The sequence below is a fragment of the Gordonia caeni genome, assembly GCF_039537105.1.
GTDB lineage: Bacteria > Actinomycetota > Actinomycetes > Mycobacteriales > Mycobacteriaceae > Gordonia > Gordonia caeni.
The window spans coordinates 223,238-238,464 of the sequence record NZ_BAAAZW010000007.1 but is presented as its reverse complement, the minus strand read 5'-3'; the positions used below and the strand labels follow the sequence as shown (position 1 = coordinate 238,464).

14 protein-coding genes are annotated in these 15,227 nt (G+C 69.5%); 7 read left to right on the top strand and 7 right to left on the bottom strand.

Annotated features, from left to right (window positions below):
• Positions 1-118: 118 nt before the first annotated feature.
• Both ABD732_RS13460 and ABD732_RS13455 read left to right on the top strand, forming a co-directional pair.
• Positions 119-2,392, top strand: coding sequence for a protein kinase domain-containing protein (locus ABD732_RS13460; protein WP_344784520.1), 2,274 nt, complete (start codon positions 119-121; stop codon positions 2,390-2,392).
• 93 nt (positions 2,393-2,485) lie between these two features.
• Positions 2,486-3,724 (top strand): metal-dependent hydrolase family protein, encoded by a 1,239-nt coding sequence (locus ABD732_RS13455; protein ID WP_344784518.1) that lies wholly within the window; start codon positions 2,486-2,488, stop codon positions 3,722-3,724.
• 1 nt (position 3,725) lies between these two features.
• Here ABD732_RS13455 and ABD732_RS13450 read toward each other — a convergent pair whose 3' ends face one another.
• The 4 genes from ABD732_RS13450 to infC all read right to left on the bottom strand — a co-directional run bounded on the left by ABD732_RS13450 (position 3,726) and on the right by infC (position 5,897).
• Positions 3,726-4,523, bottom strand: a complete 798-nt coding sequence (locus ABD732_RS13450; protein WP_344784516.1) for a TrmH family RNA methyltransferase — start codon at positions 4,521-4,523, stop codon at positions 3,726-3,728.
• 41 nt (positions 4,524-4,564) lie between these two features.
• Positions 4,565-4,945, bottom strand: coding sequence for a 50S ribosomal protein L20 (gene rplT / locus ABD732_RS13445; RefSeq protein ID WP_344784514.1), 381 nt, complete (start codon positions 4,943-4,945; stop codon positions 4,565-4,567).
• 35 nt (positions 4,946-4,980) lie between these two features.
• Complete coding sequence (gene rpmI, locus ABD732_RS13440; protein WP_344784512.1) at positions 4,981-5,175, bottom strand: 50S ribosomal protein L35; 195 nt, start codon at positions 5,173-5,175, stop codon at positions 4,981-4,983.
• A 92-nt stretch (positions 5,176-5,267) separates the two neighbouring features.
• Entirely contained in the window at positions 5,268-5,897 is a 630-nt protein-coding gene (gene infC / locus ABD732_RS13435; protein ID WP_344784587.1) for a translation initiation factor IF-3, read from the bottom strand.
• Between the two features lie 177 nt (positions 5,898-6,074).
• Between infC and ABD732_RS13430 the strand changes: the two genes are divergently transcribed.
• Both ABD732_RS13430 and ABD732_RS13425 read left to right on the top strand, forming a co-directional pair.
• Complete coding sequence (locus ABD732_RS13430; RefSeq protein ID WP_344784510.1) at positions 6,075-6,452, top strand: hypothetical protein; 378 nt, start codon at positions 6,075-6,077, stop codon at positions 6,450-6,452.
• A complete protein-coding gene (locus ABD732_RS13425) occupies positions 6,449-7,114 on the top strand; it encodes a class I SAM-dependent methyltransferase (protein ID WP_344784508.1) in 666 nt (221 codons plus the stop codon). Before ABD732_RS13430 ends, ABD732_RS13425 begins: the two co-directional genes overlap by 4 nt.
• On the opposite strand, the gene ABD732_RS13420 is transcribed toward ABD732_RS13425, so the two are convergent.
• Positions 7,111-7,362, bottom strand: a complete 252-nt coding sequence (locus tag ABD732_RS13420; RefSeq protein WP_344784506.1) for a hypothetical protein — start codon at positions 7,360-7,362, stop codon at positions 7,111-7,113. The genes ABD732_RS13425 and ABD732_RS13420 overlap by 4 nt on opposite strands.
• Positions 7,363-7,394: 32 nt before the next feature.
• Positions 7,395-10,268 (bottom strand): excinuclease ABC subunit UvrA, encoded by a 2,874-nt coding sequence (uvrA, locus tag ABD732_RS13415; protein ID WP_344784504.1) that lies wholly within the window; start codon positions 10,266-10,268, stop codon positions 7,395-7,397.
• A 181-nt stretch (positions 10,269-10,449) separates the two neighbouring features.
• On the opposite strand from uvrA, the gene ABD732_RS13410 reads away from it, so the two are divergent.
• The 3 genes from ABD732_RS13410 to ABD732_RS13400 all read left to right on the top strand — a co-directional run bounded on the left by ABD732_RS13410 (position 10,450) and on the right by ABD732_RS13400 (position 14,666).
• Complete coding sequence (locus tag ABD732_RS13410; protein ID WP_344784502.1) at positions 10,450-11,148, top strand: MBL fold metallo-hydrolase; 699 nt, start codon at positions 10,450-10,452, stop codon at positions 11,146-11,148.
• 169 nt (positions 11,149-11,317) lie between these two features.
• On the top strand, positions 11,318-12,271 hold the full coding sequence (locus ABD732_RS13405) for a DoxX family protein (RefSeq protein ID WP_344784500.1): 954 nt from the start codon (positions 11,318-11,320) through the stop codon (positions 12,269-12,271).
• A 109-nt stretch (positions 12,272-12,380) separates the two neighbouring features.
• Positions 12,381-14,666: a HelD family protein gene (locus ABD732_RS13400; RefSeq protein WP_344784498.1), complete on the top strand. Its 2,286-nt coding sequence runs from the start codon at positions 12,381-12,383 to the stop codon at positions 14,664-14,666.
• 36 nt (positions 14,667-14,702) lie between these two features.
• On the opposite strand, the gene ABD732_RS13395 is transcribed toward ABD732_RS13400, so the two are convergent.
• A complete protein-coding gene (locus ABD732_RS13395) occupies positions 14,703-15,149 on the bottom strand; it encodes a universal stress protein (RefSeq protein WP_344784496.1) in 447 nt (148 codons plus the stop codon).
• Between the last annotated feature and the right edge of the window lie 78 nt (positions 15,150-15,227).

Sequence of the window (15,227 nt, the reverse complement as noted above, 5' to 3'; positions counted from 1 at the left end):
CGCTGGCGGGGCCGAAGCCACCTGCGGAAAGGCCCTGCGACCCGCTGGCCCATAGGCTGCCTGCGTTAGATTGTCCCTACCTACGACCACGGTTCAACTAGGACGTCAGGAGGCCGCTGTGTCCGCAGCACCCGGTTCACTCATCGCCGGATACCGCGTCGTCGCCCAACTGGGCTCCGGCGCCATGGGCGACGTGTACATCGTGGAGAATCCCCACCTGCTGCGCCGGGAAGCCATGAAGGTGATCTCGGTGGGCGGCTCGTCCAACCGCGACTTCCAGCAGCGATTCACCAACGAGGCACGTACCGCCGCCGCGCTGGACCATCCGAGCATCATCACCGTCTACGCCTACGGCGTGGAGGGTGATTCGCCGTGGTTCACCATGAGTTACCTGGACGGACCGGATCTGTCGTCGGTGCGCCTGTCGGCCGCCGAAGTGGTCACCGCGGTCGGACAGGTCGCCGACGCCCTCGACTACGCGCACGCGCGCCAGGTGGTGCACCGCGACATCAAGCCGGCCAACATCGTGATCACCCGGGACGAGAGCGGCGCCCTCCGCCGGGCCGTCGTGCTCGACTTCGGTATCGCGCGGCTGTCGGACTCACCGCAGCTCACCGCCGCCAACTCGGTGGTCGGCACCATGGCCTACACCGCCCCGGAGATCATCTCCGGTCGCCACGCGGACGCCCGCTCGGACCAGTACTCGCTGGCCTGCACCACCTACACCCTGTTGGCCGGCACTCCCCCGTTCCAGGGCGACACCTCCGCGTCGATCATGATGGCGCACCTGCAGCAACCGGTCCCGTCGCTCGCCCACGTGCGGCCCGACCTGGCTCCGCTGGCACCGGTCCTCGAACGCGCGATGGCCAAAGACCCGGCGGCCCGCTACCCGGACTGCCGTTCGTTCGCCGCCGAACTGCATCGGGCGCTGGGCCAGACCTCCTCGGGCACCGCGACCGCGGTGGCGCCGGTCCCTCCGATGGGCGTCGCCGGCTTCGGTTCCCAACCGTCCGCGCCCGGGTACACCGCCCCCGGACACACTTCCCAGCCGTCCGTTCCCGGGCACCCCGCTCCGTTCCAGCCCGGTCCCCCGCCGGGATACCCCGGCGCACCGCAGGGCTGGGCGCCGATGGCGGCCATGCCCGGCCAGCCGGGCGGGCCGCCGGCCCCGAAGAAGAGCCGCAAAGGTCTGTGGATCGGGCTGGCTGCCGCAGCGGTCGTCCTGATCGCCGTTGCCGCGACCTCACCGCTGTGGTGGCCGAAGTCCGATCCGCCGCCGGTGGTGCCGACCGCCGCTGACCAGGCCAAGCTCGCCTCGTACATGGGATCGGTGTGCGCGGTGGAAGACGACGAACTGTACTGCTGGGGCAACAACTCCGACGGCCAACTCGGCGACGGCGGCACCAACTCGCGGACCACACCCGGCAAGGTCCCGAACCTGACCGGCGTCACCGCCGTGTCGCTCGGCGGATACACCTCCAGTTCGTCTCCGGCCGCGGTCACCGCCTGTGCCGTGGCCGAGGGCGACGCATACTGCTGGGGCGCAGGCCTGTTCGGCGCACTGGGCAACGCCGACAACACCGACCAGCAGACCCCGGTCAAGGTCAACGGCCTCGGCGAGGTGACCGCTATCAGCACGGACAAATACACCACCTGCGCGATCTCCGACGGCGACGTCTACTGCTGGGGCTGGAATTCGCGCGGCGAGGGCGGTGGCAGCGAAGAGCGCGAAGAGCTCAAGTCCCCCGCCAAGGTCGACGGAATCAGCGAGGCGACCTCCCTGCAGGTCCGCACGGGCAACACCTGCGCGGTGACCAGTGAGAACCTGGCGTACTGCTGGGGCGACAACTACAACGGCCAACTGGGTAACGGCAGCAACGACAAGGGCACCAGCCGTCCGCTGCAGGTACGCGAACTGGAGAACGTCTCCTCCATCTCCGTCGGCACCGGCACCGCCGACAAGGTCGCATTCACCCAGGTCTGCGCGGTCGCCGACAACGAGGTCTACTGCTGGGGTGCCGACTTCTCCAACGACGACACCACGCCCACACCGCAGAAGACTCCGCGCCAGGTCACGGGCATTCCCGGCACCGCACACACGGTGAGCACCGACGTCGACACCAAGTGCGCCACCGCCGACGACGACGTCTACTGCTGGGGCAATGACCGCCTCGCGCAGGCCGGTGCGTCCGGATCCTCGGACGTGCTCCGTACGCCCACCAAGATCAACGGCCTCGGCAAGGTGACCGCCGTGATGACCGGAACCAGTACGTCGTGCGCCGTCTCCGACGGCGACGTGTACTGCTGGGGCTTCAACAAGGACGGCCGGGTCGGCGACGGGAGCGCCACCGAGAAGGTGACCCAGCCGGTGAAGGCCGTCATCCCCGGCTGACCGGAAACCGGCTTCTGTGCCGACCGTGCGCACGCCCGTGCCAATCGCGTGGCATAGCCGCTCTCCGAGCGGTTCGCCGTGTAAACAATGAGTATGACGACCACAGTCCTGCACAATGCACGCTTGATCGACGGCACCGGCAACGATCCGGTGACCGATGCCGTCGTGGTGATCGACGACGACACCATCACCTACGCGGGTCCGGCGGCCGGCGCGCCGGCCGTCGACGACTCGACCGGTCCGGTCAAGATCGACCTGAACGGGAACACCGTCTGCCCCGGGTTCTTCGACGTGCACGTCCATCTGTCGCTGCCCGGCACCAAGGGATCACCGCTGATGGCCGCGATGGTCCCGCCGTCGTACCGCTATTACCAGCTGATCGACCGCCTCAAGGTGACGCTGGAGGCCGGCGTCACCACGGTGCGGGACATGATGGGCGTCGACGTCGGGGTGCGAGATGCGGTGGCGCACGGCCTGATCGAGGGCCCGCGGTTGCTGGTGGCCGACAAGATGCTCAGCCAGAGCGGTGGCCACGCCGACTTCCACGCCCCCTCCGGGGTGGACGGAACCGCCCTGATCGGCGGTGTGCTGGTGGACACCGTCGATGAGGCCCGGCTCGAGGCCCGCGAACTGCTCCGCGACGGCGTCGACGTGATCAAGGTGGCCTCCAGCGGCGGCGTCAGCTCGCCCAGCGACGACCCGGACTGGCTCGGCACCCGTGAGGAGATCGTCGCAGCCCTGGTCGAGGAGGGCACGAACTACGGCGGCCGCCCTGTGGCGGCACACGCGATCGGTCTGGCCGGGATCACCGCGGCCGTCAAGGCCGGCGTGCGCAGCGTGGAGCACGGCTACGCCCTGACCGACGAACTCCGCAAGGAGATGGTCGAACGCGGTCAGTACCTGGTGCCGACGCTGCTGGAGACCCTGCATCCGGACACCGCGACCCCGGAGGCCGTCGAGAAGAGCACCAAATGGCACAAGATCGCGCAGGACTCGGTGCGGGCCTCCGTCGAGGCCGGGATCAAGATCGCCGTCGGCACCGACGCCGGACTGGTCCCCGATCACGGCACCAATCTCGGTGAGATCGGGCTCCTGGTGAAGTACGGGGGGATGACGCCGGTGCAGGCCATCGTCGCCGGCACCAAGACCTCGGCCGAGCTGTGCGGCCTGGACGACAAGCTCGGCACCCTGGAGCAGGGGAAACTGGCCGACGTGGTGGTGGTCAAGGGCGATCCGAGCACCGACGCGGACTCCCTGGGGAAGCCGGAGAACATCCTGCTGGTCCTCAAGGAGGGCAAGACCAAGAGCAACCGCGGAAACTACGCCGTCTGACTCAGGGCGTGTGCTGGGCTTCCGCGGCCGCGTAGAGACAGATCGCACTGGCCGCGGCCACGTTGAGACTTTCGGCGCGGCCGCGGATCGGGATCGACACCCGATGGTCGGCGGCGGCGGCGATGCCGGCGGGCAGTCCGTGCGCCTCGTTGCCGAACAGCCAGGCGTGCCGCGCGGCGAGCACCTCACCGGCGGCCGGCAACGGCAGCTCGCCGTCCATGGTGGTGGCCAGCACGATGAGCCCGGCCTCGCGCAGACGAGTCAGGGCCGCGCCGGTGTCGCGGTCGGCGACCACCGGCACGTGGAAGATGCTGCCGGCACTGGCGCGTACGCATTTGCCGTTGTGCGGATCCACCGCGTCGCCCAGCAGGATCACCGCGGCGGCGCCCATCGCATCAGCGCAGCGGATCAGAGTGCCGGCATTCCCCGGGTCGCGCGGCTCCACGGCGACCACGACGAACCCGGCGGCGGCCAGGTCCACATCGTCGAGCGCGAGTGCCAGCAGCTCGCACACGGCGAAGATGCCCGGTGCGGTGGTGGTGTCGGCGAGTTTGCCGGCGGCCCGCGCGGTCAGCCGGTGCACCGGCAGCCCGGCTTTCGCCGCGCGATCCAGCAGCCCAGTGTGCCGCGACGCGTCATCGTCGGCCACCAACAGCCGCTGCGCACGACCGCTGGTCAGCGCGGCGTCGACGGCGTTGGCGCCTTCGGCCAGAAAGAGGTTCTCGGCCCGGCGCACCGGGGCCCGGTGCAGCTTGGCAAGCGAAACGACCCGCGCGGATCGCTCGGTGAGCACATCCATCGCGGGTCGTCTCGGATCGTCAGATCAGGCGGCTGGCCGAATCAGGCGGCCGGCGCGTTGACGTCGTCCGGCAGCGCCTTGCGGGCGACGTCGACAAGACCGGTGAACGCGGCCGGATCGGTGACGGCCAGATCGGCGAGCACCTTGCGGTCGACCTCGACACCCGCGAGCTTGAGGCCCTGGATGAAGCGGTTGTAGGTGATGTCGTTGGCGCGGGCCGCAGCGTTGATGCGCTGGATCCACAGCTTCCGGAACTCGCCCTTGCGGGCACGGCGGTCCCGGTAGGCGTAGGTCATCGAGTGGAGCTGCTGCTCCTTGGCCTTGCGGTACAGGCGCGACCGCTGGCCGCGGTAGCCCTTCGAGGCCTCGAGGATGGTGCGGCGCTTCTTCTGGGCGTTGACGGCCCTTTTCACACGTGCCATGAGATGTCGTCCTTCGTTACGTCGTCAGCTACAGATCAGCGGTTCAGCAGGCGCTTGATGCGCGGGGCGTCGGCCTCGCTCACCACAGTGGTGCCGTCCAGACGACGCGTGCGCCGCGAGGACTTGTGCTCCAGGAGGTGGCGCTTGCCGGCCTTCTGGCGGGTGATCTTGCCGCTGCCGGTCACCTTGAATCGCTTCGCGGTGCCCTTGTGAGTCTTGCTCTTCGGCATGGTTCTTCCTTCATTCGGGCGAAACCCACCGCCGTGCCGGGGCGAACCGGCGCGGTGGCGACTCCGCGTGAGTGGGGGTGGTCTGTGGGTGGCTAGTGTTCCGCAGCGTCCTGCTTGGCCTGCGCACGGGTCTTGGATCCCTTGTGCGGGGCCAGCACCATGGTCATGTTGCGGCCGTCCTGCTTGGCCGAGGTCTCCACGTAGCCGTACTCGGCGACGTCGTTGCCCAGGCGCTGCAGAAGCCGGAAGCCCAGCTCGGGGCGGGACTGCTCACGGCCGCGGAACATGATGGTGACCTTCACCTTGGAACCCGCTTCGAGGAACCGGACGACGTGACCCTTCTTGGTCTCGTAGTCGTGGTCGTCGATCTTCGGGCGGAGCTTCTGCTCCTTGATGACGGTCATCTGCTGATTACGGCGGGACTCGCGCTTCTTCTGCGCCGCCTCGTACTTGAACTTGCCGTAGTCCATGATCTTGCACACCGGCGGGCGCGCGTCGGGCGCAACCTCTACCAGGTCCAAGTCGGCTTCGTAAGCCAGGCGAAGCGCATCTTCAACACGCACGATGCCCACCTGCTCTCCGCCGGGTCCGACAAGCCGGACCTCGGGGACGCGGATGCGCTCGTTTATGCGGGTATCAGTGCTGATGTGGCCTCCTCGATCAATGTTTACCTGCTGCCGACCTGGCTGAGCGGTAACGAGAGGAGTCCGAGACGATGACATCGTCGGGCCGGACAATGGTGCCCGAGAGCACCACGTTGCGTCGTCGACCAGCGGCGATGTGACCTTCAACCGCACTGACTACCTGCCGGAACCGGCGGCGTCGTACGGTGGGACTCGGAGAATCCTCTTGCTACCCCGGCTGAGCCAGGGCGGTCATGCTGTGCCAGTCTAACAGTCGTGAGCGCAAACTCCTATTCGACCGATCAGCCGTCCGATGAAGGTTCGGCTGATGGTGACAACGTCCGCGAACTGGCCACCATTCCCGCGGTCGAAGTGACCACCCGGGCGGCACTGATGCTGATGAGCGCGGCGGCCGAGAAAGTGGGACCGGAGGCCGGCGGCGACGAGGAGTACCGCGATCTGGCCGAAGCACGAGCACTCATCACCGCGCTGGCGGGCCTGCTCGACGCGTCCGGGCCCGACCTCGGCCTGCACCGCAAGCCCATCGCCGACGGCCTCAAAGCACTGCAGCAGGCCTTCCACGAGGCGAGCGTCTACCCCGACGAGCCGGGCCGCGGGCCGGGCGAGAAGTACACGGGCCCGCTCAGGCGTTGAGGCCGCCCGGCCCCGCAGCGGCGCTCGACGCGCTGAACGCCCGTCACCCGTGGAGTCACAACGACCACTTCCACGGGTGGATCCTGCGCCGACTGCCGGAGCACCGGCGACGGGCGATCGACGTCGGCTGTGGCCGCGGCGGCCTCCTGGCGCGGATGGCTCCCCACTTCGACGAGGTGCTGGGCACCGACTCCGACGCAGAGATGCGCCACCGCTCCGCGGAGCGCTGTGCCGGACTGCCGAACGTGTCTGTGACCGGCAGCCCGTTGTCCGAGCTGTCCCCCGGTGCAGACCTGATCACGATGGTGGCGGTGCTCCATCACCTCGACCTCGCCGATGCGCTCACCCGCGTGTCGGACCTGCTCGATCCGGGCGGCCGCTTCCTCGTCGTGGGGCTCGCCCCGCCGGCGACCCTGCACGACCAGCTGTGGAATCTCGTGTCGGCGGTCACCAATCCCGTCATCGGTCTGGTCAAGCACCCCCGGCCGGATCGGTCCGGCAGGCAACCCCCGGGGTTTCCCGTCGCCGACCCCACGGTGCCGTTCGACGAGGTCCGGGCACACGCGGAGTCGCTCCTCCCCGGTGCGACACTGACGCGCAGGCTGGCTTTCCGCTACACCCTCGAGTGGACCAAGCCGCAGCGTCGGCATCGGACGACTTAGGACTGGTCGGCTCCGCCCATCGACTTGCGGATCTCCTCCAGCTTGGCCTTGGCGGCCTTCTCGCGGTCGGCGTAGAGCTGGTCGAAGGTGATGCTCTCCGGCATCGCAGCGGCCAGTTCCTCGGCGCCGATGGCTTGGGCCTCGCGCTGCTCGATCTTGTCGCGGACGTGGTCCAGCGTCGGCTCCCCCGCTCTGGTGTAGCCGGTGACGTCTTCGTACGACGGGCCAGTCGGATCCGGGGTAGTCATGACTCCAGCCTAGAGCGAACGCGCGCCGGCGGTCAGCTGGCGTTCTCTTCCGCGGGCAGGAGCTCCCGCAGGAAGCCGCCGGTGTGCGAACCGGGGGTGGCGGCGATCTGCTCGGGCGTGCCCTGCGCGACCACCGTGCCGCCACCGCTGCCGCCCTCCGGCCCCATGTCGATGACCCAATCCGCGGTCTTGATCACGTCGAGATTGTGCTCGATGACGATGACCGTGTTGCCCTTCTCCACGAGTCCGTTGATCACCAGCAGCAGCTTGTGGATGTCCTCGAAATGCAGTCCGGTGGTGGGCTCGTCGAGGATGTACACCGTCCGCCCGGTGGACCGCTTCTGCAGTTCGGCGGCCAGCTTCACACGCTGAGCCTCGCCGCCGGACAGCGTCGGGGCCGGCTGCCCCAGACGGACGTATCCGAGTCCGACGTCGACCAGCGTCTTGAGGTAGCGGTGAATCGAGCTGACCGGCTCGAAGAACTCGGCGGCCTCCTCGATCGGCATGTCGAGCACCTCGGCGATGGTCTTGCCCTTGTAGTGCACCTCGAGGGTCTCCCGGTTGTACCGGGCGCCGTGGCACACCTCGCACGGGACGTAGACGTCCGGGAGGAAGTTCATCTCGATCTTGATGGTGCCCTCGCCCATGCACGCCTCGCAGCGGCCGCCCTTGACGTTGAACGAGAACCGGCCCGGCTGGTAGCCGCGCACCTTGGCCTCGGTGGTGGCCGCGAACAGGGTGCGGATCTTGTCGAAGACGCCGGTGTAGGTGGCCGGATTGGACCGCGGCGTCCGGCCGATCGGCGACTGATCCACCTGCACCAGCTTGTCGAGGTGCTCGAGACCGGTCACCCGGGTGTGGTGGCCGGGCACCTGCCGGGCGCCGTTGAGCTTGTTGGCCAGGACGGTGGCCAGGATGTCGTTGACCAGCGTCGACTTGCCCGAGCCGGAGACACCGGTGACGGCGGTCAGGACGCCGAGGGGGAATTTGACGTCGATCCCGCGCAGATTGTTCTCGCGCGCCCCGACCACGCCGACCTGGCGCTTACGGTCGATCGGGCGGCGGAGGGCGGGGACTTCGAGGGTCTTGCGGCCCGACAGGTAGGCGCCGGTGAGCGACTTCTTGTTCTTCAGCAGGCCGCGGTAGTCGCCGCTGTGCACCACCTCACCGCCGTGCTCGCCGGCGCGGGGGCCGATGTCGACGATCCAGTCCGCGTTGCGGATGGTGTCCTCGTCGTGCTCGACGACGATCAGCGTGTTGCCGAGGTCGCGCAGCCGCACGAGGGTGTCGATGAGCCGGCGGTTGTCGCGCTGGTGCAGGCCGATCGACGGCTCGTCGAGGACGTAGAGCACCCCGGCCAGGCCGGCGCCGATCTGCGTCGCCAGGCGGATGCGCTGTGCCTCGCCGCCGGAGAGGGTGCCCGCCGCCCGCGAGAGCGACAGGTACTCCAGGCCGACGTCGAGCAGGAAGGTGATGCGCGCCTGGACCTCTTTGAGGACCCGGCCGGCGATCGCGGCCTCCCGCTCCCCCAGCGCCAGGCCGTTCAGGTAGTCGGCGCAGTCGGCCACCGACAGCGCCGTGACCTCGGCGATCGAGTAGTCCCCGCGCTCGGGGTTGTGCAGGGTCACCGCGAGGATCTCCGGGCGCAGGCGGGTGCCGCCGCAAGCCGGGCAGGGCACGTCCCGCATGTACCCCTCGTAGCGCTCCTTCATCTGTTCGGACTCGGTGGCGTCGGCACGGCGACTCAGGAACGCCATCACGCCCTCGAACTCGGTGTAGTACGAGCGGGTGCGGCCGTACCGGTTGCGGAACTTCACGTGCACCTGATGGTCGGAGCCGTCGAGCAGTGCCTTGCGCGCATTGCGCGGCAGCTTGTTCCACGGGGTGTCCAGGTCGAAACCCATCTGGTCGGCGAGGCCGCCGATGAGCCGCTGGAAGTAGTCGGCGTTGTGTCCGGTCGACCACGGTGCGATGGCGCCCTCGCGCAGCGTGGTCTCCGGATCGGGCACCACCAGGGACTCGTCGACCTCCTTGCGGACGCCGAGGCCGTCGCACTCGGGGCAGGCGCCGTACGGCGAGTTGAACGAGAAGCTCCGCGGCTCCAGATCGTCGATGGCGATCGGGTGGTGATTCGGGCAGGCCATCTTCTCGGAGAAGCGGCGCTGGCGGGCCGGGTCGTCCTCGTCGACGTCGACGAAGTCGAGCACGACGATGCCGTCTGCCAGGCGCAGCGCCGTCTCCACCGAATCGGTGAGCCGCTGCCGGGCGGTCGGCTTGACCACCAGCCGGTCGACCACGACGTCGATGTCGTGCTTCTCCTGCTTCTTGAGCGTCGGCGGGTCGGACAGTTGATGCACGACGCCGTCGACGCGGGCCCGCGCGAAACCCTGGGTCTGCAGGTCGGCGAACAGGTCCACGAACTCGCCCTTGCGGGTGCGGACCACCGGGGCGAGGACCTGGAACCGGGTGCCGTCGTCCATGTCCAGGACCTGGTCGACGATCTGCTGCGGCGTCTGCCGCTCGATCTTCTCCCCACAGGTCGGGCAGTGCGGGGTGCCGGCGCGCGCGTAGAGCAGACGCAGGTAGTCGTAGACCTCGGTGATGGTGCCGACCGTGGACCGCGGGTTGCGGTTGGTGGACTTCTGGTCGATGGACACCGCGGGCGAGAGCCCCTCGATGAAGTCGACGTCGGGCTTGTCCATCTGCCCCAGGAACTGGCGCGCATAGGCCGACAGCGACTCGACGTAGCGGCGCTGCCCCTCGGCGAAGATCGTGTCGAAGGCCAGCGACGACTTCCCGGACCCGGACAGCCCGGTGAACACGATCAGCGAGTCACGCGGCAGGTCGACGTCGATGCCGCGCAGATTGTGCTCACGCGCACCCCGAACGATCAGGCGATCAACCACTGCACACTCCCATCATGGACTGGCCGAGGGGCTGACCAGCCCGTGTCCGCCGCGGCCTGCGGCAAACAGATTCCCCACCGATTCAGGGTACGCGGGGGTACCGACAAGAACGCGCCGAGAACCTTCGCTGTGAGCGGACAGCGGCCGTGCGCCCGTGAGCTGGGCCACTAAGCTGGCGACCATGAGCATTCAGGTGACCATCTCCGACGACTACACCGGCGACACCACCCCCGCGGCCGATCATCACGGCGCCGCCGCACAGCGCCGCAGCACGGGCGGCGCCGCCATCGTGAAGATGTCCGTGGGACCGATGGACAACAACGTGTACGTGGTGACCGACACCGCGTCCGGGGACAGTCTGCTGATCGACGCCGCCAACGACCCCGAATCGATCCTCGCCCTGCTCGACGCGCTGGACGGGAAGCTCACCCAGATCGTCACCACCCACGGTCACTTCGATCACTGGCAGGGGCTCGAAGAGGTCGTCCGGGTGACGCAGGTGCCCACCGCCGCCGGGGCCGCGGATGCGCCCGAGCTGCCGCTGGCACCGGACCGCCTGCTGCACGACGGCGACACGCTGACCGTCGGCGGCCTCACGTTCTCGGTGATCCATCTGGTCGGACACACCCCCGGCTCGGTGGCACTGGCGCTGACCGAACCGGAGGGCCGCGTGCACCTGTTCACCGGCGACTCGCTGTTCCCCGGCGGTGTCGGGAAGACTTGGCAGCCCGGGGATTTCGAGATTCTGCTGGGCGATGTGGAGACCAAGCTGTTCGACCGCTTCGGCGACGACACCGTCGTCTACCCCGGACACGGCAAGGACACCACCCTCGGTACCGAGCGGCCGCACCTGAGCGAGTGGCGCGAACGCGGCTGGTGAAGCGCCTGCCGGCACCGGAAAGCCCGCCGGCGCGGGACCTGCCGCATCGGGTGTTCGCACGCACTGCCGTTCCCTATTGCATAGCCTGGGAGGTGGAGACGTCGTCTCGCCGTCCGCGGCGCGGGTCGTCCCACGCACTCGTCCGCCGAACCGGAAGGTCTGACCACCCGTGATTCTCCGCAAGATCGCCCGTCCCCTGCTCGCCTCCGCGTTCATCGCCGCCGGCGTCGACGCCCTGCGCGCGCCCCGCTCCACCGCACGCTCGGCGCAGCCGCTGGTCGACGCCGGACGGGACGCGCTGCCCGTGGAAGTGGCCGACAAGCTCCCCGAGAACGCCGCCACGGTCCTGCGGATCAACGGTGCCGCCCAGATCGGCGGCGGTCTGCTGCTGGCCACCGGCCGCGCACCCCGCTTCGCCGCGGCCGCCCTCGCCGGCACCCTGGTCCCGACCACCGTCTACGACAGCGCCTTCTGGACCGAGACCGATCCCGCGCTGCGCGATGCCCGGCGGATCTCGTTCATCAAGAACGTGGGCCTGCTCGGCGGCGTGCTGATCGCCAGCGCCGACACCGAGGGCAAGCCCTCCCTCGCCTGGCGCGGCCGCCAGAAGGCGCACGACACCCGGCTGGCTGTGGCCGCCGCGCTCCCGATCGGCGCGCAGGCCGGTGGTTCGGCGTGGTCGCACCTGGTCGACCGCGCCTCCGACGACGCACACGACCTGGGCGAGCGCACCGCAGAACTGACCGAGAAGGGCCGCGAGCGCGCCGGCGAACTGGCCGAGAAGGTGGCCGAGCGGGCGCCCATCGTGGCCGATCAGGCACGCAACCGCGCCGAGGAGCTGGCCCATAAGGTGGCCGACCGCGCCCCCGTGGTGGCCGAGGAGGCGCGTGAGCGCGCCACCGGGCTCGCCGAGAAGATCGCCGACCGGGCTCCCGTCGTCGCCGAGGAGGCCCGCGACCGCGCCACCGGATTCGCCGAGAAGATCGCCGACCGCGCCCCCGGCCTCGCCGAGGACGCCCGTGCGCGCGCCGAAGAAGCCCGCGACCGCGCCGAGCAGGCGGGCCGACGGGCCGAGAAGGCCGGCCGCCGCGCCGCGCGCCGCGCGCGCCGGCACAGCGCCTGACCCGCGTCCGGCACAGCCGGCACCGACGGCCGGTGAGATCCGCAACGCGGGTCTCACCGGCCGTCGTCGTCCGTCGCGATCGCGCCGCGATCGGTACACTGGATCGACTGTGACCCCCGATCCCCGCCTCGCCGAAGAACAGGTACATCTGGACGCCGTCTACCGGCGGCTCGACCGGATGCGCGCCACCGCGAACAGGCGGCTGTCGGAGACCCTGCTCGAGTCGGCCGGCACGCCGCAGGCACTGTCCGAACGCGAGTCCTACGAGCGGCATTACACGCAGATGCTCAGCCGTATCGACGCCGCTGAACACAACCTGTACTTCGGCCGTCTGGACATGTCCGACGCCGATTCCGAGGACGGCAGTGTCCAGCGCATCGGCCGCATGGGCATTCTCGACGACGACCAGGTGACCACCCTCCTGCTGGACTGGCGCGCACCGCTGTCGCGGCCGTTCTATCTGGCGACGCCGGCGTCTCCCGAGGGCGTCGAGCGGCGCAGGCACCTGCGCACCCGCACCCGTGCGGTGCGCAGCGTCTCCGACGAACTGCTGCTGTCCGGGGAGATCGACGCCGCCGACCCCCACGATGTGAGCGTGGTCAACGAGACCGCCCTGGTCGCCGCGCTGAACGCCGCCCGGACCGGCGAGATGACCGACATCGTCGAGACCATCCAGCGCGAGCAGGACGAGATCATCCGGTACCCGCATCGGGGGGTGCTGGTGGTGCAGGGCGGTCCGGGCACCGGCAAGACCGCCGTCGCGCTGCACCGCGCGGCCTACCTGCTGTACACCCACCGCGAGATCCTCTCGCGCAGCGGCGTTCTCATCATCGGGCCGAACGAGACCTTCCTCGACTACATCGCCCAGGTGCTGCCCTCCCTGGGCGAAACCGGGGTGCTGCTGTCCACCATCGGCGGCTTGTTCCCCGGTATCAGCGCGCACGGCCGGGACAGCCGGGCGGCGGCCGAGATCAAGGGCGACGCCGAACGGATGCTCCCGGTCCTGCGCGCCGCCGTCCGGGCCCGCGAACCGCTGCCGCCGCGCGGACTCACCGTCGACTTCGACGGATACCGGCTGCCGCTCGACGCGGAGACCGTCAAGAAGGCCCGCACCGCGGCGCGCTCGACCCGACGCCCGCACAACCTGGCCCAGCGCACCTTTCTGCGTGCGGCACTGGACGAGTTGGCCGCTCACCACGCGGCGCATCTGGGATCGTCGCCGCTGGACGGTTCCCAGCTGCTGACGGCGGGCGACCTGGCCGACATCCGCACCGAATTGGAATCCGACGACGCGGTGGTGCGGTCGGTACTGGAGTTCTGGCCCAGCCTGACCCCGCAGGACCTGCTGCGGGACTTGTACTCCGACAGCACTTTCCGCCGGAAGGTGACGCGCGGCTGGACCGATGAGGACCGAGCGCGACTGCAGCGGGAGGCCCGCCCGCTGCACGAGGACGCGGACATGTCCCCGGCCGACGTGCCGCTGCTCGACGAGCTGGCCGAGCTGATCGGTTACCGGACGGACGAGGCGCAACGCGAGCAGCAGGTGCAGTGGCGGCGCCGGATCGCCGAGGCACAGGACGCCCTCGACATCCTCACCGGCTCGGCACCGCAGGACCTCGAGGACGAGATGGATCCCGAGCTGCTCATGGCCTACGACCTGATCGACGCCGAGCAGCTGGCCGAGCGCCAAGAAGTGACCGAGTATCGGACCACGGCCGAACGGGCGTACTCCGACCGCAGCTGGACCTTCGGACACGTGATCGTCGACGAGGCCCAGGAGCTGTCGACCATGGCGTGGCGGATGATCATGCGGCGCATCCCCAATCGGTGGATGACCATCATCGGGGACACCGCGCAGACCGGCGACCCGGCCGGCACCACGTCGTGGGAGCGCGTCCTCGCCCCGCACGTGGCCGACCGCTGGCGCCTGCGCGAGTTGACGGTCAATTATCGCACCCCGGCCGAGATCACCCAATACGCCAATCGTCTGCTGACACAGATCGATCCGCAGCAGACCCCGCCGGAGTCATTGCGCAGCAACGGAATCGAGCCCATCGCGGTGCACGCACCGGCCGGCGAGGCTCTGGCGACCGCACTGGCGGTGGCCGGCGACGGCCACTGGCCCGGGCTCACCGCGGTACTGGTGGCCGATACCGCGGCGGAAGAGGCACGGGCGGCCGACGACCCGGAGGGCATCCGGGTACTGCCGCTGACCGCGGCGAAGGGGCTGGAGTTCGACAACGTGGTGGTGGTGGAACCGGCGGAGCTGATCGACAGCTCATCGCGCGGAGTCAGCGACTTGTACGTCGCGATGACCCGCGCGACCCAGCGGCTGGCCGTGGTGCATGCAGAAGCGCTGCCGGCCGATCTGGAAGATCTGCCGACAGCGCACTGAGGCGCGGCGTCCCCGCACGGGGACGCCGCCGGGAGACTACGTGGTGTGAACGATCAGGACGTCGCACGCGGCCTTGCGGGCGACGTCGGCCGGGACCGAGCCGAGGAGGCGGCCGGCGATCGAGTTGAGACCCTTGTTGCCGACCACCAGCAGGTCGGCCTGGACGTCGTTGACCAACTGCAGCAGCGCATCCACCGGCGCCCCCTTGACCGAGCGGGTCTGGACCGAGGTGGCACCGGCGGCGGTGGCGCGTTCCTTGGCGGTCCGGAGGATCTCCTCGGTGGGCGAGCTGCCCATCACCTGGTAGGCCTCGTCGCCCAGCACGTCGCTCGCGGCGCTGGCCGAGCGGCCGTCGTTCGGGAAGTAGGCACAGGCGATCACCAGAGTGGCGTTGGCGCCGGCGATCGCACCGGCACGTGCGACGGCGTGGAGCGAGGACTCGGAGCCGTCGGTTCCGACGACGACGGTCTTGTATTCGGCCATACTTGCTTCTACCTCCGGCGTGTGCCCGTTCGGCGGCTCCGAACCGGGTCCGTATCTGAGAACATACCCTGCGGCGGG

Coding starts and splice junctions, on each gene's coding strand:
- ABD732_RS13455 (WP_344784518.1), top strand. CDS start 2,486: ATGACGACCACAGTCCTGCACAATGCACGCTTGATCGACGGCACCGGC.
- ABD732_RS13450 (WP_344784516.1), bottom strand. CDS start 4,523: ATGGATGTGCTCACCGAGCGATCCGCGCGGGTCGTTTCGCTTGCCAAG.
- rplT (WP_344784514.1), bottom strand. CDS start 4,945: ATGGCACGTGTGAAAAGGGCCGTCAACGCCCAGAAGAAGCGCCGCACC.
- rpmI (WP_344784512.1), bottom strand. CDS start 5,175: ATGCCGAAGAGCAAGACTCACAAGGGCACCGCGAAGCGATTCAAGGTG.
- infC (WP_344784587.1), bottom strand. CDS start 5,897: ATGTCATCGTCTCGGACTCCTCTCGTTACCGCTCAGCCAGGTCGGCAG.
- ABD732_RS13420 (WP_344784506.1), bottom strand. CDS start 7,362: ATGACTACCCCGGATCCGACTGGCCCGTCGTACGAAGACGTCACCGGC.
- ABD732_RS13410 (WP_344784502.1), top strand. CDS start 10,450: ATGAGCATTCAGGTGACCATCTCCGACGACTACACCGGCGACACCACC.
- ABD732_RS13395 (WP_344784496.1), bottom strand. CDS start 15,149: ATGGCCGAATACAAGACCGTCGTCGTCGGAACCGACGGCTCCGAGTCC.